The organism is Isoptericola sp. NPDC058082, assembly GCF_042885055.1.
Classification (GTDB): domain Bacteria; phylum Actinomycetota; class Actinomycetes; order Actinomycetales; family Cellulomonadaceae; genus Isoptericola.
Genome location: NZ_JBHVSQ010000017.1, coordinates 44,162 through 64,180, shown reverse-complemented (window position 1 = coordinate 64,180; position 20,019 = coordinate 44,162). Strand labels below are relative to the sequence as shown.

Sequence of the window (20,019 nt, the reverse complement as noted above, 5' to 3'; positions counted from 1 at the left end):
GGTGTTATTCGATCGTGATTGACTACGGTCATGACGGAAGGCGCAGCGGCCGGACCTCGCACGCCCGGGGCCGGCGAGATGTTCCAGCTCCTGCGCGACGGCCGGGCCCGCACCCGCGCCGAGCTCGCGACCCTCACCGGCCAGGCCCGGTCGACCGTCGCGGGGCGGATCGACGCGCTCATGGCGGCGGGCCTCATCGCCCCTGCCGGCGAGGCCACCTCGACCGGGGGGCGCCCGCCCGCCACCTTCGCGTTCAACCCGTCGTCGCAGGTGGTGCTGGGGGTCGACCTCGGTGCCACCCACGCCCGGCTCGCCGTGACCGACCTCGCGTCCACCGTGCTCGCCGAGCTCGACGCGCCCCTCGCCATCGCCGACGGACCGGAGCCCGTGCTCGGCTGGGTCGCGGACACCGGGCGCAAGCTGCTCGAGACCGCGGGGCGCTCCGTCGGCGACCTCGCCGGCGTGGGCGTCGGCCTGCCGGGCCCCGTGGAGCACGCGACCGGGCACCCGAACAACCCGCCGATCATGCCCGGCTGGGACGACGCCGACGTGCCCGGCATCCTCCGCGGCCACTTCGACGCCCCCGCGCTGGTCGACAACGACGTGAACATCATGGCGCTCGGCGAGCACCGCATCGCCTGGCCCGACGTCTCCGACCTCATCCTCGTCAAGGTCGCCACCGGCATCGGCGCGGGCATCATCGCCGACGGCGCGCTGCGGCGTGGCGCCCAGGGCGCCGCCGGCGACGTCGGGCACATCGCCGTGCCCGGGGCGGAGGACATCGTGTGCCGGTGCGGCAACGTCGGCTGCCTCGAGGCGATCGCGAGCGCCCAGGCCCTGGCCGTGCGGCTCGGCGCCGAGGGCCTGGACGTGTCCGGCCCCGCGGACGTCGTCGCGCTGGTCCGCGGCGGCGACGTCACCGCCGGCCGTGCCGTGCGCCAGGCCGGGCGCGAGATCGGCAGCGTCCTCGCGGCGACGGTCAGCCTGCTCAACCCCTCCGTCATCGTGCTCGGCGGCATCCTCGCCGAGGCGGGCGAGCACCTTCTCGCCGGCATCCGCGAGGTCGTCTACCGGCGGTCGCTGCCGCTGGCCACCCAGCACCTGCGCATCGCCGTCGCGCGCACCGGCGCGCAGGCGGGCGTGCTCGGAGCGGCCGCCATGGCGGCCGACCACGCCTTGTCGCCCGACGCCGTGGACGCGCTGACCGCCTGACGCCGCCGTCCGTACGATGCGCGGCATGACCTCGGCGTTCACCGGACTCCTCGCCTACCCGATCACCCCGCTGGCCGAGGACGGGGAGGTGGACCTGGACGGCCTGGAGGCCCTCGTCGGCGCGGCCGTGTCCGCCGGCGCGGACGGCGTCGTCGTGCTGGCGACCTCCGGCTCCGGGGTGTCGTTCGACGACGACGAGCGCGACGCCGTGGTCCGGATCGCCGTGGCGGCCGCGGGCGGCGCGCCGGTGCACGTGGGCGCCGCCGCGGAGTCGGCGCACCGGGTCGTCGCGCGGGCACGCCGCGCCCGCGAGGCCGGTGCCGCCGGGCTGGTGCTGTCCCCGTTCGCGTACCTCCCGCTCGACGACGCGGAGGTGCGCGCCCTGTACGCACGGGTCGCGGCCGCCGTGCCGGGCACGCCGGTGTGCTTCTACAACAAGCCCGTGCAGCTCGGGTTCGACGTCTCTGCCGAGATGCTCGCGGCGCTGCACGACGACGGCTCCGTGGTCGCGGTGAAGGACCCGGCGTCGCCGCCGTCCCGACCGGGCGGACGCGTGGCCGCGCTGCGGACGGCGGGGGTCGCGGTGGGGCTCAGCGGCGACACCGCGCTGATCGGCGACGCCGAGCCCGCGGACGCCTGGCACACCGGGCTCGCGGCGCTCGCGCCGACCGAGTACGTCGCCGTCCGGCGGGCCCGGGTCGCGGGGACCGTTGCCGCCGACGCGGCACGGGACTGGCTGCTCGACGTCGCGCGGGCCGTGGCGGACACGGGGCGCCCGGTCGCCGCGCTGCACGCCGTCGCCGCCCTGCTCGGTACGCCGACCGCGCCGCCGCGCGACACGCTCGTGCCGCTCACGGCCGCGGACGACGCCGCGCTGCAGGCCGTCGTCGCGCGACGCCCCTGACGCACCGCCGGACGTCAGGAGGTGCGGCCGAGGACCGCGACGTGCAGGTCCAGCAGGGCCGCGGTGCGCTCGCTCGGGCCGCGGCCGAAGCCGCACTCCGTGGCGACGCCGACGGTCCGGTCGCCCAGCACCTGCGTGGCCGCGGCCAGCCGGCGCGCGGCCCCCTCGACGCCGTCCTCGTGGTGCAGGACGCCGAGGTAGAGCTCGGTGGCCGGGTCGAGCGCGAGGTCGCCGAGCGGCGCGACGTACGCGACGTCGTCGCGGTCGATCGGGACGGGCAGGTGCACCCACGTGATCGGGCGCGGGAGGGCCGCCACCAGGGCGTTCGCCATCTCCACGAGGTGTCCCGTGTCGGCCGGCTCGACGAAGTGCTTCTCGGCCACGTCGCCGTAGCAGAGGTGGAAGCCGAGCTGGACGCCCTCGGGCACGTGCGCCGCGAACCGCGCCGCGCGGGCGGCACAGCCGCGCACGACGTCCTCGTCCCCGCCGGCGTCGCGATCGAACCAGGCCCGCGCGGCGCCGCCGCCGAGGTTCGCGCCCTCGACGAACGCGAACTCGGTGGCCAGGTCCACCTGCACCGCGAGGTCCTCGGCGGGGATCGCGGCGACGATCTCGTCGAGCTCGCGCACCAGCGCCGCCTCGTAGACCGGGTGCACCGCGGCACGGTCGGCCGGCGCGACGAACGTCGTGACCGCGGCCAGCGGCGACGGCAGGCAGACCTGGAACCGCGTGCCGGGCGCGATCACGCCCTCGGCGCGCAGGGCCGCGAAGTCGGCGTACGACGCGAGCGCGGCCTCCGCGTAGCCCAGCGGCCCGAACCGGAGCTCGTCCGCCGGCACCGAGCCGTCGAGCACGTGCGGCCGCACGTCGAAACCGGCCACGACGACGGGCGCGTCGCCCACGCGCACCAGCCCGTCGACCACCTCGAACCGCGCGCCCTGGAACAGGATCCAGTGGAACCGCTCGCCCACCTCGCCGTCCGGGATGCGGCGGGCGTGGGGGCCGAGCCGCGTCGCGACCGTGCGCAGCGTGTCGCGCGCCGAGGGGAGGTTCACGGAACCCACCAGGTGGGCGCCGCGCAGCGTCAGGGTCGAGGCGGTCTGGGGCGAGGAGAGCGTGTCGGGCACCCGCGCATCGTAGCCCCGGGCGTCAGACCTCCTCGGCGGCGTCCGCGCTCTCCTCTGCGCCGTCCTGCGCACCATCGCCCAGCGCGGCCGGACCGCCCTGCAGCAGGCGCGTGAACGCCGCCTCGTCGAGGATCGGCAGGCCGAGCTCCTCCGCCTTCGCGGCCTTCGACCCGGCGTTGGCGCCGACGACGACGTAGTCCGTCTTCTTCGACACCGACCCGGCCGCCTTGCCGCCCGCGGCCAGGACGGCCTCCTTGGCGCCGTCGCGGCTGTAGCCCTCGAGCGAGCCGGTGACCACCACCGTGAGCCCGGCGAGCGGCCCGGTCGGGCCCTTGTCGGCCGCTGCCGCCATCGCCTCGGGGCCCGGGTGGTCGGGGATCCACGTGCGCACGCCGGCCGCCTGCCAGCGGTCGACGATCTCGCGGTGCCACCCGACGTCGAACCAGGCCAGCAGCGCGTCGGCGATGATCGGGCCCACGCCCTCGACGGCGGCCAGCTCCTCGCGCGACGCCGCCCGGATCGCGTCGAGCGAGCCGAACCAGCCCGCGAGCGCCCGGGCCGCCACGGGCCCGACGTGGCGGATGTTGAGGCTGACGAGGATGCGCCACAGGTCCTTCGTCTTGGCCAGCTCCAGCTCCTCGAGGAGCTTGGTGGCCGCAGCGGTGGGCTCGAACTCGGGCAGGGCCTCGCCCGCCGCCTCGGCCTCGGCGCGGCGGGCCCTGGTGACCGTGACCTTCTTGCGGAACGGGGTGCGGCGCCGCGCGACGCCGTCGTCGTCCGCCCTGGGCAGCCCCGTCTCGGCGTCGCGCACGACGACCTCGATGGGCAGCAGCTGCTCCAGCGTGAGGTCGAACAGGCCCGCCTCCGTGCGCAGCGGAGGCACCTCGGGCACCTCGGGCTGCGTGAGGGCCGACGCCGTGACCTCGCCGAGCGCCTCGACGTCCAGCCCGCCGCGCGAGCCGATGTGCTCCACCCGGCCGCGCACCTGCGCCGGGCAGGTCTCGGCGTTGGGGCAGCGCAGGTCGACGTCGCCCTCCTTCATCGCCCGCAGCGGGGTGCCGCACTCGGGGCACTCGGCGGGCATGACGAACTCCTCGCGCGGGTAGCCGTCGTCGGCCAGCGCCGTCACCGGGCCGAGGATCTCGGGGATGACGTCGCCCGCCTTGCGCAGCACGACCATGTCGCCGATGCGCACGCCCTTCGCCTTCACCACGTCCTGGTTGTGCAGGGTCGCCTGGCGCACGGTGGAGCCCGCGACCAGGACCGGCTCCATCACCGCGTACGGGGTGGCGCGGCCGGTGCGCCCCACGCCCACCTGGATCGCCACGAGGCGGGTCGTGACCTCCTCGGGCGGGTACTTGTAGGCGATCGCCCAGCGGGGCGCGCGGCTCGTCGCGCCGAGCCGGCGCTGGTCGTCGAGGGCGTCGACCTTGACGACGATGCCGTCCAGCTCGTGCTCGATGTCGTGCCGGTGGGCGCCGAACCACTCGATCATCTCGACCACGCCGTCGACACCCTCGACCACCCGGTTGTGCGGGGAGACCGGCAGCCCCCACCGCGCGAAGTGCTCGTACGCCTCCGACTGCCGGGCCAGCTCCGTGTGCTCGCCCGCCGTCCACTGCAGCGCGCCGATCCCGTGCACGTACAGGCGCAGGGACTCGACGCGGGCGACGCCCGCCTCGAGCTCCATGCCCTCCTTCTTGTCGAGCAGCTGGCGCAGCCCGCCGGCCGCCGCGTTGCGCGGGTTGGCGAACTGCGGGAAGCGGCGGAGCGCCGCGACGCGGGCCCGCTCCTCGTCGAACGGGCGGGCGGCGGCGGCCCGGCCCTCGTGCCGCGCCCGCGACTCGGCCACGACGCGCTCGCGCAGCTGCCCCTGCAGCTCGTTCAGCCGCTCGAAGGAGGCGACGGGGATGAAGGCCTCGCCGCGGACCTCGACGAGGTCGGGGTGTCCGTCGCCCGCCAGCCGCCGCGGGATGTCGGCGATCCGCAGCGCGTTCTGCGTGACGTCCTCGCCCGTGCGGCCGTCGCCGCGGGTCGCCGCGCGCACCAGGCGCCCCTTCTCGTACAGCAGGGCGATGGCGAGCCCGTCGATCTTCACCTCGGACAGGTAGCCGACGTGCTCCGCGCCCAGGTCGCGGGCCACGCGCGCGTCCCACGCCCGCAGCTCGTCGACGGAGAACACGTTGTCGAGGCTGAGCATCCGCTCGACGTGCTCGACCGTCGCGAAGCCGGCGGCGGCCGCGCCGCCCACCCGCTGCGTCGGCGACTCGGGCGTCTGGAGCGCCGGGTGCGCGGCCTCGATCGCCTCCAGCTCGTGCATCCGCGCGTCGTACTCCGCGTCGGACACCCGGGGGGCGTCGTCCTCGTAGTAGGCGCGCTGGTCCTCCTCGACGAGGGCGACCAGCTCGGCCCAGCGACGCTGGGCGGCGGCTTCGTCGAGCGGTGTGTCCGGCCCTGAGTCGAGGCCGGTGTTCTCGGTGTCCGTCACGGGCCCATCTTGCCGCGCGCCGCCGACACCGGCCGGGTCGGGCGCCCCGTCCGCCCGACCTGCGAGAAGGCCTGTCCCGATCCCTGTCCGAACCGCTACGATTCTGGCGATTTGGCCCCTCTCGACCGACAGCAAGGACGCTCATGAAGATCGCCGTCGTCGGCGCCGGCTTCGCCGGCCTGGCCAGCGCCAAGGTGCTCCGCGAGTTCGGGCACGACGTCACCGTGCTCGACAAGGCCCCCGACGTCGGCGGCGTGTGGAGCGCGAGCCGCCGTTACTCGGGCCTGACCACGCAGAACAACAAGGGCTCGTACGCCTTCTCGGACCTGCCCATGCCGAAGGACTACCCCGAGTGGCCCAGCGGCCAGCAGGTGCAGGCGTACCTCGAGCGGTACGTCGACCTCCACGACCTGCGCGGCTCGCTCCGGCTGTCGACCGAGGTCGTGCGCGCGGAGCTCACGCCCGCGGAGGACGGCTGGTCCGTCACCGCGCGGCGCACGGGCGAGCCGGTCGGCGAGCCGGAGCGCTTCGACCACGTCGTGGTCGCGAACGGCATCTTCTCCGACCCGGTGATCCCGCGCTTCGAGGGCCTGGCGCAGCTGCTGCGCGCCGGCGGCAAGGTGGTCGCCTCGAGCCAGCTCACGTCCCTCGAGGACGCGCGCGGCAAGCACGTCGTCGTCGTCGGCTACGGCAAGTCCGCGTGCGACGTCGCCGCCGAGATCGCCCCGGTCGCCGCGAGCACCCAGGTCGTGGCGCGGCACCTGCTGTGGAAGCTGCCCAAGCGGCTCGGCAACGCGCTCAACTACAAGTACCTCCTGCTCACCCGCATGGGCGAGGGGCTGTTCCGCTACGAGACGCTGTCCGGGGGCGTGGAGAAGTTCCTGCACGGGCCGGGCGACGGCGTCCGCAGGTCGATGCTCGCCAGCGTCGGCGCGGTCTCGGTCAAGCAGTTCCGCCTGAAGGAGCTCGGGCTCGTGCCGCGCGGCGAGTTCGCCGACATCGCCCGCTCGACGGTCTCGCTCGCCACCGACAGCTTCTTCGAGCAGGTGTCCGAGGGACGGATCGACGTGCACCGCGAGTCCGAGATCGAGCGCTTCGCCGTGGACGACGACGGCGCCCCCGTCGCCGTGCTCGACGACGGCACCACCGTGCGCGCCGACCTCGTGGTGTGCGGCACCGGCTTCCACCAGCGCGTGCCGTTCCTCGACGACGACCTCCAGGCGCGGCTGCTCGACGACCGCGGCAACTTCCAGCTCTACCGGCAGGTGCTGCCGCACGACGTGCCGCACCTGACGTTCGCCGGGTACAACTCGTCGCTGTTCAGCCCGCTGTCGGCCGAGGTCGCCGCGCTGTGGACCGCCGCCCACCTGGCCGGCGCCGTCGACGTCCCCCCGGTCGAGGAGCGCCGCGAGCTCGTCGCGAGCCGCGTGGACTGGATGGAGAAGCGCACCGAGGGCAAGCACGCCCGCGGCACCAACGTCATCCCGTTCTCGCTGCACCAGATCGACGAGATGCTGACGGACCTCGACCTGCAGCTGCCCGCGGCCACCCGCGCCGGCCAGTGGCTGCTGCCGGTGGACCCGAAGGCGTACCGGCACCTGCCCGGCCGGCTGCGCGAGCGGATCGGCTGACGCGGCCGGTCACCTGAAGCGCACGGGGAGCGCGCTCGGGTAGCGCACCCACGCGGAGCGCACGGGCACGACGTCGGCCGGCGCGACGGTCAGCTCCACGTCCGCGACCCGGGCGAGGAAGTGCCCCACGACCGTCCGGGTGATCAGCGGCGCCGTGCGGTGCGCCGGGCACGCGTGCGCGCCGGTCCCCCACGTGAGGTGGAAGCGCGCGTCGGCCTGCTCCCACGGGTCCGCGGCGCGGACGGTGCGGTCGGCGTTGGCCGCCGCCACCGCCGGCACGACGGCGTCGCCCGCCGCGATCGCCTGGCCGCCCAGCTCGCCGTCCGCGAGGGCGTAGCGCGGCCGCAGGTGCGGCAGCGGGGGCGCGTCCCGCGCCACCTCGTCGAGCGCGTCGTCGAGCGAGAGGCGGCCGCCGTGCAGACGCCCGGCGAACCCCGGGTCGGCGAGCAGCCGCTGCACCGCGGTCGCGATCCACGCGATCTCGGCGTCGTGCGCCGTGGCGAACACGAGCGCGACGGCGGCCATCACCTCGAGGTCGTTCTCGTGGGCGGGGTGGGCGAGCAGCGCGGACGTCAGGTCGTCGCTCGGCTCCGCGCGACGCCCGGCGACGAAGCCCGCGAGCAGGTCCTCCGCCTCGAGGGACGCCGGGTACGCGTCGTCGGTGCCGGAGCGCTGGGCGACGGTGAGCTCGTGCATCCGGCGGGCGTCCGCGAGCGTCATGCCGAGCAGGTCGGCCAGCACCCGCACCGGCACGTCGACGGCGTACTCCGCCACCAGGTCCGCCGTGCCGCGGGCGGCCAGGCGATCGAGCACCGAGGTGCAGGCGACGTCCGCCGTCCGCCGCACGCGCTTGTCCTCCACGGCGTCGAGCGCGTCGGCCAGGGGTGTGCGCAGGCGCCGGTGCTCCGCACCGTCCCGGTCGTGGGCGCCGTCGCGCGAGGCGAGCAGCGCGCGGGTCGCCGAGCGCCGCCCGACGAGTCCCTCCGCCTCGTACCGCCAGTGCCGCGCGTCGCGGGAGAACATCGCCTCGTTGCGCAGGACGGCGGCGACCTCCGCGTGGCCGAGCGCGAGCCACGCGGGCACGCCCGGCTCGAGGTCGACGGGCGCGAGGGCCCCCCAGCGCGAGCGCAGCGCCTCGTACCGCGCCGCCGGGTCGGGCGCGCCGACCAGGTCGGCGAGGAGCGGCCGGTCGGCCACGTCCTCGAGGCGCACCACGCGCACCGCGCCGGTGAGGCTCATGCCGCGGCGCCCGCGCGGGCGAGGCGCACCGCGTGCGCGACGAGCGCCTGGAGCGCCTCGACGGCCTGCCGCCGTTCGCGCAGGTCGCCGGCGACGACGGGGGTGTCCGGCGGCAGGTCGAGCGCGGCGCGCACCGCGTCGGTGCCGTGCCGCGGCGCGTCCGGGAACTCGTTGACGACGACCGTGACCGGCAGCGCCGTGTGCTCCTCGAGCTGGTCCAGCACCTCGAAGCTCTCCTCCAGGCGGCGCGTGTCCACGACGACGAGCGCGCCGACCGCGCCGTCCGCCAGCCCCGCCCACAGGTCCCAGAAGCGCTTCTGCCCGGGCGTGCCGAACAGGTAGAGGGCCGTGGTGCCGCCCACCGTGACGCGCCCGAAGTCCATCGCGACCGTCGTCGTGCTCTTCTCCCCCAGCCGCGGGTCGACGCCGACGCTGGCCGCCGTGATCGTCTCCTCCGTGCTCAGCACGGGGATCTCGCTCACCGCGCCGATGAGCGTCGTCTTGCCGACGCCGTACGCGCCCACGACGAGCACCTTCACCGACCGCTCGACCGTGGGCGCCAGGTGCAGGGAGGCCGGGTCGACGGGCGGTGCCTCAGAACCGCCGGAGACCATCGAGGACCTCCTCCAGCAGGCCGACGCCCGGCAGGTCGTGATGCGCCGACGACCGGACCGCCAGGTAGCCGGCGTCGAGCAGGTCGGAGGCGAGGACGGCGACCAGGCTGGTGGGCAGGTGCAGGTACGCGGCGAGCTCGGCCAGGGCGAGCGTGCCGCGGCACGTCTCGAGCAGGGCGCGCTCGTGCCGCCCCGCGCCGACGGGCAGCTCGCGGCCGTCGTCCACCGCGCACAGCAGCGTCTCGGGCCGCAGCGTGTTGCGGCTGGGGTGCGCGCGCCCGCCCGTGAGGACGTACGAGCGCACCGGGTGGTCGCGGTAGCCGCCCGTCATCGCGTCCCCTCCGCAGCGGGAACGGCGGGCACGCCGGCGGGCGTGGCGGCGGGGCGCAGGACGTCCGTGCCGAGCGTCCGCTCGCCGATCATCAGCACCTGGGCCTGCATCTGCTGGGCCACGAGCCCCGGGTCGACCGCCGCGTCGGTGACGACCGCCAGCCGCGAGCCGTCGCCCGCGCCGCGCACGAAGAGGAAGCCGCCGTCGAACTCGACGAGCACCTGCCGCAGCGCGTCGCCGGCGCCGAACTCCCGGCCCATGCTCATGCCGAGCGCCACGAGGCCGGCGCACGCCGCCGCGACCTTGTCGGCCGTGTCCGGCGGCGTGACGTCCGTGCGGACCTTCACCAGACCGTCCGAGCTGAGCACGACGACGTGCCGCACGCCGCGCACCCCCGCGACGAGGTCGAGCATCCAGCTGTCCGGGTGCGCGGGCGCGGGGGTCGCGTCGGTGGTCGGGGTCGTCATGTGTCCTCCGAGGTCACGTCCGGCACGGCGGACGGCTGCTGGCTGGGATGGTCGGTGGTCGGGGTCCCGGCGGCGTCGTCGGGTGCGCCGGCGAAGGCGTCCCGGTCGGCGGAGAAGAACGCGCCGATCCACGCGCCGGCCTCCTCCGCCGTCTGTGCCGGGACCGCCGCGGTCGGGGCCGTCGGCGGCGCGCCGGGCACCGCGCGCTGGGTCCCCGTGGCGGGGCCGCGGCGCGAGCGCCGCTGCGGCAGGGTCGGGGCGCCGTCCGGCCCCGTCGTCCCGCCGCCGTGGGCCTCGGGCGCCGCCGGCCCGGGCCGCACCTCCGGGGCTGGCTGCTGCGGCCAGGGCTCGTCGACGCTCGGGGCGAGGGTGTCGGGCGCCGCGGCGGCCGCGGTGACGAGCTCGGCCGGCACCATGACCACGGCGCGCAGGCCGCCGTACACGGACTCCGTGAGGTCCACGCGCAGGTCGAGGGCACGGGCGTACGAGCCCACGACCGCAAGGCCGGTCTGCGGCACCTCGCCGAGGTCGGCGATGCCGACGGGCCGCGCGCCGGACGCGACGGCGCGCACCCGCTCCAGCTCGCGGGCGGCCATCCCGACGCCGCAGTCGTCGACCTCGACGACCGCGCCCCGCTGCACCTGCCGGATCGCGACGAGCACCTGGGTGCTGGGGGGCGAGCACTGGGTGGCGTTGGCGAGCAGCTCGGCGAGGACGTGCACGACCGGCTCGACCGCGCGGCCGACCACGGCCAGCCCCGGGTCGCCGGACACCTCGACGCGCTGGAACGCCGTGATCCGGCCGGCGGCCGCGCGCACGACGTCCGGCAGGGCGAGCGGGTCGTCCCACGTCTGCCCGGGCCGCCGGCCGCACAGCGCGACGAGGTTCTGCGCCTGGCGCGCGTGCTGCGCGGCGGCGTGGTCGATCCGCATGGAGGTCTGCAGGACGTCCGGGTCGGCCGCGTGCCGCTGCACCATCCGCGCCGCCTCCTCCTGGATGCGGTGCGCCGACGCCTGCACCTTGCGCCCCAGGGCGACGACGGCGGTCTCCACGGCGGAGCGCTGGTCGTCGCGGGCCTCGCGGGTGCGCGCGAGCTCGGCCGTCGCGTCGTCCAGCGCACCGGCGGCGGCGGCGAGCTCCGCCGCGCGCGCGTCGCGCTCCGTCCGCAGCACGGCGCGGTCGCGGTCCCCGCGCGCGACGGCGCGGGACAGCGCCACCACCGCGACGACGACGAGCAGCGCGGCGGCTCCGGACAGCGCCGCCGCGCCCTCGGGCGGGAGCCGGTCGCCGAGCACCGGCACCGCCGCGAGGCACAGGACGGCCGCGGCCGCGCAGAGCTGGGCCGGGACGCGCGCCGTCGCGCGCGAGCCGGCAGAGGTCGTCGTGCTCACCGCACCCCCGTGGGTGGAAGGGTCGGGTCCCGGCGGCGGTGACCGTGCCGCGCGAAAGCGGCTTTTTCCGCGAAACCCTTGGATCGTCCATAGCGGGATCAATGCCCTGACCAGGAGTTTCTACCACGGGCACCCCCCGGGTGAAAGGCACCGCCACCCCTCGGCGCGCCCGGCGGCTAGGGTGCCGGACATGACCGCCGAGCGACTCGAGCCCGCACCACCGTCAGCCCTGGACGCCGCACCGCCGACCCCGCTCGACCCGACCCGCCCGGACCCGTTCGCATGGCTCGAGGAGGTCGAGGGCGCCGAGGCGCTGGCGTGGGTGCGCGGCCGCAACGACCACGCGCACGCGACCGTCGGAGGCGCCCCCGGCTTCGCCGCGACGGAGGCGGCGGTCCGCGAGGTGCTCGACTCCGACGAGCGCATCCCCGACGTCTCCCGGATCGGCGACCACCTGTACAACTTCTGGCGCGACGCGGAGCACGAGCGCGGGCTGTGGCGCCGCACCACCCTCGACTCGTACCGGACCGACTCCCCCGCCTGGGAGACGGTGCTCGACCTCGACGCCCTCGCCGCGGCGGAGGGCGAGAGCTGGGTGTGGCACGGCGCGTCGCTGCTGCGCCCGACGCCCGCGCAGCTCGCGGCGGGCGAGCCCTGGCGCCGCGCGCTGGTCGACCTCTCCCCCGGCGGCTCCGACGCGGACGTCACGCGCGAGTTCGACCTCGTCGACAAGCGGTTCGTCCCCGCCGCCGAGGGTGGGTTCGAGCGCGACACGGCGCGCGACGACGGTCGCACCGGCGCCAAGGGCGGCCTGGCGTGGGCCGACGAGGACACGGTGTACGTCTTCACCGACTTCGGCCCGGGCACGACGACGCCGTCCGGCTACCCGCGGACCGTGCGGCTGTGGCGGCGCGGGACGGCGCTCGAGGACGCGCCGCTCGTGTACGAGGGCGCCGACGACGACATGTACATCTCCGCGCGCCGCTCGCGCACGCCCGGCTTCGAGCGCGACCTCGTGAGCCGCTCGATCGCCTTCTACCGGTCGGAGACGTTCCTCGTCGAGGCGGTCGGGACGCCCGAGCAGCGCCTGGTGAGGATCGAGGTGCCCGAGTCCGCCGAGGTCGGCTTCCACCGCGAGTGGCTGCTGGTGGAGCTGCGCGACGACTGGACGCCCGCGGGCACCACCTACGCCGCCGGGTCGTTGCTGGCCGCGCCCGCGGACGCGTTCCTCGCCGGCTCGCGCGACCTCACGGTCCTGTTCGCGCCCACGCCGTCGACGTCGCTGGTCGGTGCCTCGTGGACGCGCCACCACCTGGTCGTCAACGTGCTCGACGACGTGAAGAACGCCGTGCACGTGCTCACCCCGCCCGCCGACACGTCCCTCGACGCGGCGGCCGGCGTGCCCTGGACCCGCTCGGAGCTCCCGCTCGGCGGCGGGCTGCTCACCGTCGGGGTGCGCGCCGTCGACCCCCTGGACGGCGACGACGTCTGGGTCACGACCACCGGGTACCTCACGCCGTCCACGCTCGCGCTGGCGACCGTCGCCGGTCCCGGCGCGGAGCCGGGCGAGCCGGAGCCGCTGAAGGCCGCGCCGGCCTACTTCGACGCGGACGGCATGGTCGCGGTGCAGCACTTCGCCACCTCCGACGACGGCACCCGCGTGCCGTACTTCGTCGTGGGCCGCCAGGACCTGGTCGAGCCCGCAAACCCGACGACGCCGGGGACAGGGCCGGGCACCGCGCCCACGCTGCTGTACGGGTACGGCGGCTTCGAGATCCCGCTGCTGCCGGGCTACTCCGGCACGGTGGGGCGGGCGTGGCTCGCCCGCGGCGGCGTGTACGTCGTCGCGAACATCCGCGGCGGCGGCGAGTACGGCCCCGCGTGGCACCAGGCCGCGCTGCGCGAGCGCCGGCACAAGGCCTACGAGGACTTCGCCGCCGTCGCGCGCGACCTCGTGGCCCGCGGCATCACCACGCCCGAGCACCTCGGTGCGCAGGGCGGGTCCAACGGCGGCCTGCTGGCGGGGAACATGCTCACGCAGTACCCGGACCTGTTCGGCGCGGTCGTGGTGCAGGTGCCGCTGCTCGACATGTTGAGGTACTCCCACCTGCTCGCCGGCGCGTCGTGGGTGGCCGAGTACGGCGACCCCGACACCGAGGACTGGGAGTTCGTCCGCACCTTCTCGCCGTACCACCTGCTCGACGGCGACCGCAGCTACCCGCCGGTGCTGTTCACGACGTCGACGAAGGACGACCGCGTGCACCCCGGCCACGCGCGCAAGATGGCGGCGCTGATGCTGGCCGCGGGCGGGCCGGCCGGGCGGGACGTGACCTATTACGAGAACGTCGAGGGCGGCCACGGGGGCGCCGCCAACAACGCGCAGGCCGCGCACATGTCCGCCCTGGCCTGGACGTTCCTGCGCGAGCGCCTGGCCTGACCGGCCGGTCCCGGCGGGCGAGCCCGCCGGGACCCGGCGTCAGGCCGGCCCGAGCGCCGCGCGCACGGACGTCCACGACGCGAGCTGCGCACGCACGTCCTCCCGCGACTCCTTGGCCAGGGCCTCGGCGTAGGCACGCTCGAGCAGGTCGTCGACGAGGACCTTCGCGCCGGTGGCGGCCGACTCGACGGCCGCGGCCACCATGACGAGGCTGAGCACGTTCTCGTGCACCTCGCCCATGGGCGTGGGACCGCCGTCGAGCGCCGCCAGGAAGGTCGCCAGCGACCCGGCGATCCCGTCACCGGGGTCCACGCCCTGCGCCGCGTCGTGCGGCCTGTCGCTCGGCACCTCGGCGACCGGCTCGTGGTCGCCGTCCCAGAGCGCGGTGCCGTCCCGCCCCGAGAGGCGCCAGGACCCGTTCCACGACGTCTCCTGGCCGGGGCTGCACCAGCTGCCCGTGTAGGAGTAGCGGACGCCGCCCGTCATCTCGAACACCGCGGTGGCCGCGGCGTCGCCGGCGTACCAGCTCCACGACGGGTTGAACTCCTCGCAGTACACCGAGACGGGCTCGGCGCCCAGCAGGAACCGGGCGGTGTCGAACGGGTGGATCGCCATGTCGAGCAGCAGCGGGTGCGCCATCGCGTCGCGGAACCCGCCGAAGCGGGGCGCCTTGAAGAACTCCGTGGTGAGCACCCCCAGGTCGCCCAGCGTGCGCGCCTGCTCCCGGAAGGCGAACAGCTGCCGGTTGTAGCGGCGCGACTGGCTCACCACGAAGAGCTCCCCGGTCACCTCCGCGGCCGCGGCGAGCGAGAGCGCGCGCGGCACCGACTCGGCCACCGGCTTCTCGCCGAGCACGGGCAGCCCCGCGAACAGCGCGGCCGTGGTGACGGGGTGGTGCGCGGCCGGGACGGTGACGTTCACGACCGCGCGCGACCCGGTCTCCCGGGCGAGCGCGACGGCGTCCGTCCCCACCGGGACGTCCGCCAGCCCGGCCTCCGCGAGCGCCCCGCGGGCCGCGTCGAGGTCGAGGTCGACGACGCCGGCCAGCTCCGCCCCCGGCTCGGCCCGGATGGCGGACAGCCACGCCCGGCCCATGCCCCCGGCGCCGACGAGGACCAGCGGGGTGCTCACAGCCCGGCCTCCGCCGCGGCGGCACGAGCGTCGTCGTTCAGCGCGCCGCCGTAGCCCTGGCCGCGGTAGAAGTCCTCGGTCTCGTAGCGCAGCAGGGTGGGGGTGGTGCGCTCGGGGCGCAGGGTCACGGCCCACTCGACGGCGTTGGAGATGACCTTGCGGACCCCGTCGTGGAAGTACGTCGGGTACTCCTGGTCGCCCGGGCGGAAGTAGAAGATCTTGCCGAAGCCGCGCCGGTAGGTGATGCCGGAGCGGAAGACCTCGCCGCCGGAGAAGGTGCTGAGGAAGACGGTCTCGTCCGGGGCGGGGACGTCGAAGAACTCCCCGTACATCTCGTCCTCCTCGATGATCATCGGGTGCGGGATCCCCTGGGCGATCGGGTGGGTCGGGTCGACCGTCCACACCAGCTCCCGGTCGTGCTCGGCGCGCCAGCGCAGGGTGCAGGTGGTGCCCATGAGCTTCATGAAGATCTTCGACCAGTGGCCGGAGTGCAGGACGACGAGCCCCATGCCCTCGAGCACGTGGCGGTGCACCCGCTCGACGACCTCGTCGGAGACCTCGCCGTGCGCGGCGTGCCCCCACCAGGTGAGCACGTCGGTGTCGCGCAGCACCTCCTCGGTGAGCCCGTGCTCGGGGTCGTCGAGCGTCGCGGTGCGCACGCGCACGCCGGCGCCGAGGTTCTCCTCGATGCCCTGCGCGACGGCGCCGTGCATCCCGTCGGGGTAGCGGGCGGCGACGGACGGCTCGAGCTGCTCGTGGCGGTTCTCGCCCCAGACGGTGACGCGGATCGGTGCGGGGGTGGTGGTCATGAGGGTGCTCCGTTTCTCGGGGAGGGTTCTGCGGACAGGTTCTCGGGGAGGTGCCGGGGCGTGCCGCCGGGCCTCACTTGACGGCCCCGCCGGTGGCGCCGGCGGCGACGTACTTCTGCGCGACGACGAGGAGGACGATCGCGGGGACCGACGCGAGGACGGCGGTCGCCATCACCGCGCTCCAGTCGTTGACGTAGGCGCCGAGGTAGTTGTAGATGCCGAGCGTGACCGGCCGGACGTCCTCGGTGGTGGTCAGGGTCAGGGCGAACAGGAAGTCGCTCCAGGTGAACAGGAAGGTGAAGAGGCCCGCCGTGATGAGGGCGTTGCGGCTGATGGGCAGCACGACCGAGACGAACGCGCGGACCGGCCCGGCGCCGTCGACGAGGGCGGCCTCGACGACGGCCGGCGGCAGCGACTGCATGAAGGCGCGGCAGATGAGGATCGCGAACGGGATGCCCGCCGTCGAGTCCGCGAGGATCAGCCCGGGGATCGAGTTCAGCAGGCCGAGGTCGGCGTACGCGCCGTACAGGGCGTTGGCGATGACGATGCCCGGGATCATCTGGCTGATGAGGATGCCGAACAGGACCAGGCCGGCCCAGCGCAGCCGGAACTGGGCCAGCGCGTAGGCCGCCGGGACCGCGATCAGCAGGCTCAGGGCGACGCTGCCGACGGCGACCACGAGGCTCGTGACCAGGTTGGCGCCCTGGTCCGCGAGCGCCGTGCGGTAGCCGCTGAGGTCGGGCGACAGCGGCAGCCAGCTCGTGTCGACGGTCGCGCCGTTCGGCTGCAGCGACGCGTTGACCATCCAGTAGATCGGGAACAGCAGCACCGCAATGACGAGGATGCCCGCCGCGGTGTGGAGCCAGGGGTGTCGGACGGTGTTCATGGGCCTCACTCATCCACGGCGCGCCGGTTCAGGCGCAGATAGACGGCAGCGAAGATCAGCGAGATCACGATGAGGATGTTGCTCACCGCGGCCCCCTGACCGAAGTCGAAGGTGGCGAACGACAGCTGGTAGGACTGCGTGGCCAGCGTCTGGGTGGCGTTCGCGGGCCCGCCGCCCGTCAGCCCGAGGATGATGTCGAGCACCTTGAGCGTGTAGACGACGCCGAGCACCAGCACCACGGTGACGACCGGCCGCAGCATGGGCCACGTGATGTGCCGGAAGGCGCGCCAGCGGGTAGCGCCGTCGAGGGCGCCCGCCTCGTAGAGCTCGTCGGGGATGCCCTGCAGGCCGCCGTGCAGGATGACGGCGTTGAAGGGGATGCCGATCCAGACGTTGACGACGATGACGGTGACCAGGGCCAGCGACGTGCTGCTCAGCCAGGGGACGCCCGTGTCCACGAGGCCGGTGCCGACGAGGACGCGGTTGAGGGCGCCGGACTCGGTGTCGAGGATCCACTTCCACACGGCGCTGGCGGCGATGAGCGGGATGAGCCAGGGCAGCAGGATCAGCGACCGCAGGAAGCCGGAGAGCGGGAACCGGCGGCGGAAGAACAGCGCGACCGCCAGGCCCAGCACGAACTGCCCGGCGATGGACCCCACGGTGAACAGGACCGTGTTGAGCAGGGCCGTGCGGAACAGCGGGCTGCCGACGACCTCGCGGTAGTTGTCGAGGCCGGCCCAGGGCGCCGCGCCCGTGAAGAAGGTCGAGATCGTGTAGTGCTGGAAGCCCATCACGACGTTCTGGACCACGGGGTACCCGTAGAACAGCAGCAGGTACAGCACCGCCGGGCCGAGGAACAGGAGCGTGACCAGGCGGCGGTTGCGGTGCCGGGCCCCGGGACGCCGGCCCGAGGCGGGCGCCGGCGCGAGCCGGGGCGGTGCGGCGGGGGTGGTCGTCGTCGTCATACGTACTCCTGGGCTTCCGCGAGGGCGTCCTGCGCCGAGGCCTGGCCGGAGACCGCGAGCTGGACGGCGGTGTACAGGGCGGTCGCCGTCGCCGGCCACTCGGCGCCGAGCTCGGCCGTGCGGGCGCGGGCCCCACGGACGAGCTCCGCGAACGCGGCCATCTCGGGACGGCGCTCGAGGAACGGCTCGATGAGGGCCGGCCTGCCGGGCACGGTGGAGCGCTCCGCCGCCATGGACACGAGGCTCTCGTCCGAGAGGAACTCCGTGAGGACCTGACCGGCGAGCCGCTCCTTGGCGCGGTCCCCGGTGGCGGGCACGCACCACACCTCGCCCCCGAGCGGGGCGACGGGACGCTGGCTGGCCGGGTCGCGCACCGGCAGGGTGACGACGTCGTACTCGAGGCCGTCGATCGCCTCCAGCTCGGGGATCTGCCAGGGCCCGTTGACCATCATGGCGGCGCGCCCGGCGACGAACTGGTCCTTGACGTCCGCCTGGCTCCAGTTCAGCACCGACGTGGACGCGTGCCCGTCGGCGACCGTCCCGGCGAGCAGGTCGAGCCCGGCGGCGGCCTCCGGCGTGGCGATGCGCCGCTCGTCGGCGCCGTTCGACCAGAAGAACGGCAGGTACTGCCAGGTGCCCTCGTAGGTCGCGTTGCCGCAGAAGGCGAGGCCGTAGCGCGAGCCCCGGGTCAGCGCGGCCGCCGCCTCGCGGAGCTCGGCCCAGGTGGTCGGCGGCGCGACGCCCGCCTCGTCCAGGGCACGGACGTCGTAGAAGAGCGCGATGGTGTTCACCGTCGGGGCGAGCCCGTAGACCCGCCCGTCGTAGGTGCCCGCCGAGGTGACGCCCTCGGTGTACCCGTCGGTGGGCACGCCGACCTCGTCGAACGGGCGCAGGGCCGTGGTGGCGGCGATCTGCTGCAGGTCCGGGTTGTCGAGCATGAGGATGTCCGGCAGCGTCCCGGACGACCCCTGCTGGAGCACCCGCTGGATCAGCGAGTCGCCGGCGACGGAGACGCGCTCGAGCGTGACGCCGACCTTGGACGCCGCCGCGTCGAGCGCACCGCCGATCACGGTGCGGTCGGGGTCGTTGGTGTACGTGTCGAGGACGCGCAGGGTCCGCGGCGACGTCGCCGCCCCGTCGGCTCCGCACCCGGCCAGGAGCGCGGCCAGCGGCGCCAGCAGCCCGGCGGCGGTGACGGCCCGGCGCGAGACCGGGCGGTCCGGCCAGGCCGGTGCCCGGGTGGGCACCCCTCCGGTCGTCGTCGATGCGCATCGATGATGCATGAGTCTCCACCTTCCTCGTCATCGGTTCGGGTAGTGGTGCGGGTACGGGTGCCGGGAGGGCTAGCCCGCCGGTCGTGCGGTGCGCGTCGACGCGCGCCGCACCAGCGCCGCCGGCACGAGCTCCTGCTCGCGGCCGCGGGGCGTCTCGCCGTCGAGCAGGGCGAAGACACGCTCCATCACGCGCCGCGAGACGTCGCGCGGTTGCGGCGACGTGGCGGTGAGGCCGTACGGTGCGGCCTCGCTGTCGATGGCGAGGCCCACGACGTCGGCGTCCCGGCCGGGCACACGGCCCCGGTCGGCCAGCGCGCGCAGCGTCTCGGGGATCGGGCTGGCGACCACGAGCCCGGGCACCCCGCCGGACGCGAGGGCGCCGTCGACCGCCCGCCGCACGTCCGCCTCGCCGGTCGGCCGGTGCCAGCGCAGCTCGACGCCGCGCTCCGCGGCCGTCGCGCGCGCCCCGCGCTCGAAGCGCGGCACGTAGTTGATGCCCTGCGCCGCGACGTCCGGCCGCCAGCCCAGCACGTCCACCGTCCGGTGCCCCAGGTCGGCCAGCTCGGCCACGAGCAGCCGGCCCGCCGCCTCGAAGTCGAAGTCGAGGCAGTCGAGGCCCTCGGCGTCGTCGGGGATCCCGATGAACACGACGGGCAGCGGCAGGCCCCGCGCCACGTCCACGCGGTCGTCGTGGGTGCCGACCTCCATGACGACGAGGGCGTCGCACAGCGAGCGGCCCGCGACGCGGCGCAGCCCGGCCGGGCCCTCGTCGGCGGTCACGAGGAGGACGTCATGGTCGCGACGCCGTGCCGCCAGCAGGATCTCCTCGACGAACATCATGAGCTGCCGCGCGCCGGCTTCCGGGTTGACGGGCACGACGACCGCGATGGTGCTCGTGCGGTGCCCCGCCAGGGCGCGCGCCCCGGCGTGCGGCTCGTAGGTCAGGCGGTCGATGGCGTCCTGGACGCGCCGGCGGGTCTCCGGGGAGATCGGGCGCTTGCCGCTCATGACGTACGAGACGGTGCTCTGCGACACGCCGGCCTCACGCGCGACGTCGGCGCTCGTGGGCATCTTCGCCACCGGGCCCCCCCGTCCGCGCAGTCGGTCATCGAT

General features: G+C 75.3%; 17 protein-coding genes. 4 read left to right on the top strand and 13 right to left on the bottom strand.

Annotated features, from left to right (window positions below; translation table 11 throughout):
* The first annotated feature begins 30 nt into the window (after positions 1 to 30).
* Positions 31 to 1,212 carry an ROK family transcriptional regulator gene (locus ACFVS0_RS18480; protein WP_430552098.1) on the top strand — a complete coding sequence of 394 codons (1,182 nt, stop codon included), beginning with the start codon at positions 31 to 33 and terminating at the stop codon, positions 1,210 to 1,212.
* A gap of 25 nt (positions 1,213 to 1,237) precedes the next feature.
* Positions 1,238 to 2,116: a dihydrodipicolinate synthase family protein gene (locus tag ACFVS0_RS18475; protein ID WP_430588775.1), complete on the top strand. Its 879-nt coding sequence runs from the start codon at positions 1,238 to 1,240 to the stop codon at positions 2,114 to 2,116.
* 14 nt (positions 2,117 to 2,130) lie between these two features.
* Here the strand turns inward: ACFVS0_RS18475 and ACFVS0_RS18470 are convergent, their stop codons facing one another.
* Positions 2,131 to 3,243: a hypothetical protein gene (locus ACFVS0_RS18470; RefSeq protein WP_430588774.1), complete on the bottom strand. Its 1,113-nt coding sequence runs from the start codon at positions 3,241 to 3,243 to the stop codon at positions 2,131 to 2,133.
* A gap of 22 nt (positions 3,244 to 3,265) precedes the next feature.
* On the bottom strand, positions 3,266 to 5,731 hold the full coding sequence (ligA, locus tag ACFVS0_RS18465) for an NAD-dependent DNA ligase LigA (protein WP_430588773.1): 2,466 nt from the start codon (positions 5,729 to 5,731) through the stop codon (positions 3,266 to 3,268).
* A gap of 143 nt (positions 5,732 to 5,874) precedes the next feature.
* On the opposite strand from ligA, the gene ACFVS0_RS18460 reads away from it, so the two are divergent.
* The gene (locus tag ACFVS0_RS18460) at positions 5,875 to 7,362 is read left to right on the top strand and encodes a flavin-containing monooxygenase (RefSeq protein WP_430562860.1); all 1,488 of its coding nucleotides are present in this window, start codon (positions 5,875 to 5,877) and stop codon (positions 7,360 to 7,362) included.
* A 9-nt stretch (positions 7,363 to 7,371) separates the two neighbouring features.
* On the opposite strand, the gene ACFVS0_RS18455 is transcribed toward ACFVS0_RS18460, so the two are convergent.
* From ACFVS0_RS18455 to ACFVS0_RS18435, 5 genes are read right to left on the bottom strand one after another with little or no spacing between them, the layout of a single operon-like run.
* A complete protein-coding gene (locus ACFVS0_RS18455) occupies positions 7,372 to 8,601 on the bottom strand; it encodes a hypothetical protein (RefSeq protein ID WP_430562859.1) in 1,230 nt (409 codons plus the stop codon).
* On the bottom strand, positions 8,598 to 9,215 hold the full coding sequence (locus ACFVS0_RS18450) for an ATP/GTP-binding protein (RefSeq protein WP_430552092.1): 618 nt from the start codon (positions 9,213 to 9,215) through the stop codon (positions 8,598 to 8,600). Before ACFVS0_RS18450 ends, ACFVS0_RS18455 begins: the two co-directional genes overlap by 4 nt.
* Positions 9,196 to 9,546: a DUF742 domain-containing protein gene (locus ACFVS0_RS18445; protein WP_430552091.1), complete on the bottom strand. Its 351-nt coding sequence runs from the start codon at positions 9,544 to 9,546 to the stop codon at positions 9,196 to 9,198. The genes ACFVS0_RS18450 and ACFVS0_RS18445 overlap by 20 nt, the downstream gene beginning before the upstream one ends.
* Positions 9,543 to 10,013 carry a roadblock/LC7 domain-containing protein gene (locus tag ACFVS0_RS18440; protein WP_430552090.1) on the bottom strand — a complete coding sequence of 157 codons (471 nt, stop codon included), beginning with the start codon at positions 10,011 to 10,013 and terminating at the stop codon, positions 9,543 to 9,545. Before ACFVS0_RS18440 ends, ACFVS0_RS18445 begins: the two co-directional genes overlap by 4 nt.
* Positions 10,010 to 11,404: an ATP-binding protein gene (locus ACFVS0_RS18435; RefSeq protein ID WP_430588772.1), complete on the bottom strand. Its 1,395-nt coding sequence runs from the start codon at positions 11,402 to 11,404 to the stop codon at positions 10,010 to 10,012. The genes ACFVS0_RS18440 and ACFVS0_RS18435 overlap by 4 nt, the downstream gene beginning before the upstream one ends.
* A gap of 190 nt (positions 11,405 to 11,594) precedes the next feature.
* Between ACFVS0_RS18435 and ACFVS0_RS18430 the strand changes: the two genes are divergently transcribed.
* Complete coding sequence (locus ACFVS0_RS18430) at positions 11,595 to 13,841, top strand: prolyl oligopeptidase family protein (RefSeq protein ID WP_430588771.1); 2,247 nt, start codon at positions 11,595 to 11,597, stop codon at positions 13,839 to 13,841.
* 39 nt (positions 13,842 to 13,880) lie between these two features.
* On the opposite strand, the gene ACFVS0_RS18425 is transcribed toward ACFVS0_RS18430, so the two are convergent.
* The 6 genes from ACFVS0_RS18425 to ACFVS0_RS18400 form a co-directional block, all read right to left on the bottom strand.
* Positions 13,881 to 14,936, bottom strand: a complete 1,056-nt coding sequence (locus ACFVS0_RS18425) for a Gfo/Idh/MocA family protein (protein ID WP_430588781.1) — start codon at positions 14,934 to 14,936, stop codon at positions 13,881 to 13,883.
* 32 nt (positions 14,937 to 14,968) lie between these two features.
* A complete protein-coding gene (locus tag ACFVS0_RS18420; protein WP_430586051.1) occupies positions 14,969 to 15,781 on the bottom strand; it encodes a ThuA domain-containing protein in 813 nt (270 codons plus the stop codon).
* Positions 15,782 to 15,854: 73 nt separating this feature from the next.
* A complete protein-coding gene (locus ACFVS0_RS18415; protein WP_430588770.1) occupies positions 15,855 to 16,667 on the bottom strand; it encodes a carbohydrate ABC transporter permease in 813 nt (270 codons plus the stop codon).
* A gap of 5 nt (positions 16,668 to 16,672) precedes the next feature.
* The gene (locus tag ACFVS0_RS18410; RefSeq protein ID WP_430552085.1) at positions 16,673 to 17,632 is read right to left on the bottom strand and encodes a carbohydrate ABC transporter permease; all 960 of its coding nucleotides are present in this window, start codon (positions 17,630 to 17,632) and stop codon (positions 16,673 to 16,675) included.
* Complete coding sequence (locus tag ACFVS0_RS18405; RefSeq protein WP_430588769.1) at positions 17,629 to 18,879, bottom strand: extracellular solute-binding protein; 1,251 nt, start codon at positions 18,877 to 18,879, stop codon at positions 17,629 to 17,631. The genes ACFVS0_RS18410 and ACFVS0_RS18405 overlap by 4 nt, the downstream gene beginning before the upstream one ends.
* A gap of 96 nt (positions 18,880 to 18,975) precedes the next feature.
* Positions 18,976 to 19,977 carry a LacI family DNA-binding transcriptional regulator gene (locus ACFVS0_RS18400; RefSeq protein WP_430552107.1) on the bottom strand — a complete coding sequence of 334 codons (1,002 nt, stop codon included), beginning with the start codon at positions 19,975 to 19,977 and terminating at the stop codon, positions 18,976 to 18,978.
* Positions 19,978 to 20,019 lie beyond the last annotated feature (42 nt).

Bases quoted from the DNA above. Each gene is read 5' to 3' on its own strand.
- ACFVS0_RS18480 (WP_430552098.1), top strand. From the start codon at position 31: ATGACGGAAGGCGCAGCGGCCGGACCTCGCACGCCCGGGGCCGGCGAG.
- ACFVS0_RS18475 (WP_430588775.1), top strand. From the start codon at position 1,238: ATGACCTCGGCGTTCACCGGACTCCTCGCCTACCCGATCACCCCGCTG.
- ACFVS0_RS18415 (WP_430588770.1), bottom strand. From the start codon at position 16,667: ATGAACACCGTCCGACACCCCTGGCTCCACACCGCGGCGGGCATCCTC.
- ACFVS0_RS18420 (WP_430586051.1), bottom strand. From the start codon at position 15,781: ATGACCACCACCCCCGCACCGATCCGCGTCACCGTCTGGGGCGAGAAC.
- ACFVS0_RS18410 (WP_430552085.1), bottom strand. From the start codon at position 17,632: ATGACGACGACGACCACCCCCGCCGCACCGCCCCGGCTCGCGCCGGCG.
- ACFVS0_RS18400 (WP_430552107.1), bottom strand. From the start codon at position 19,977: ATGCCCACGAGCGCCGACGTCGCGCGTGAGGCCGGCGTGTCGCAGAGC.
- ACFVS0_RS18430 (WP_430588771.1), top strand. From the start codon at position 11,595: ATGACCGCCGAGCGACTCGAGCCCGCACCACCGTCAGCCCTGGACGCC.
- ACFVS0_RS18425 (WP_430588781.1), bottom strand. From the start codon at position 14,936: ATGGGCCGGGCGTGGCTGTCCGCCATCCGGGCCGAGCCGGGGGCGGAG.
- ACFVS0_RS18450 (WP_430552092.1), bottom strand. From the start codon at position 9,215: ATGGTCTCCGGCGGTTCTGAGGCACCGCCCGTCGACCCGGCCTCCCTG.
- ACFVS0_RS18460 (WP_430562860.1), top strand. From the start codon at position 5,875: ATGAAGATCGCCGTCGTCGGCGCCGGCTTCGCCGGCCTGGCCAGCGCC.
- ACFVS0_RS18455 (WP_430562859.1), bottom strand. From the start codon at position 8,601: ATGAGCCTCACCGGCGCGGTGCGCGTGGTGCGCCTCGAGGACGTGGCC.
- ACFVS0_RS18445 (WP_430552091.1), bottom strand. From the start codon at position 9,546: ATGACGGGCGGCTACCGCGACCACCCGGTGCGCTCGTACGTCCTCACG.
- ACFVS0_RS18440 (WP_430552090.1), bottom strand. From the start codon at position 10,013: ATGACGACCCCGACCACCGACGCGACCCCCGCGCCCGCGCACCCGGAC.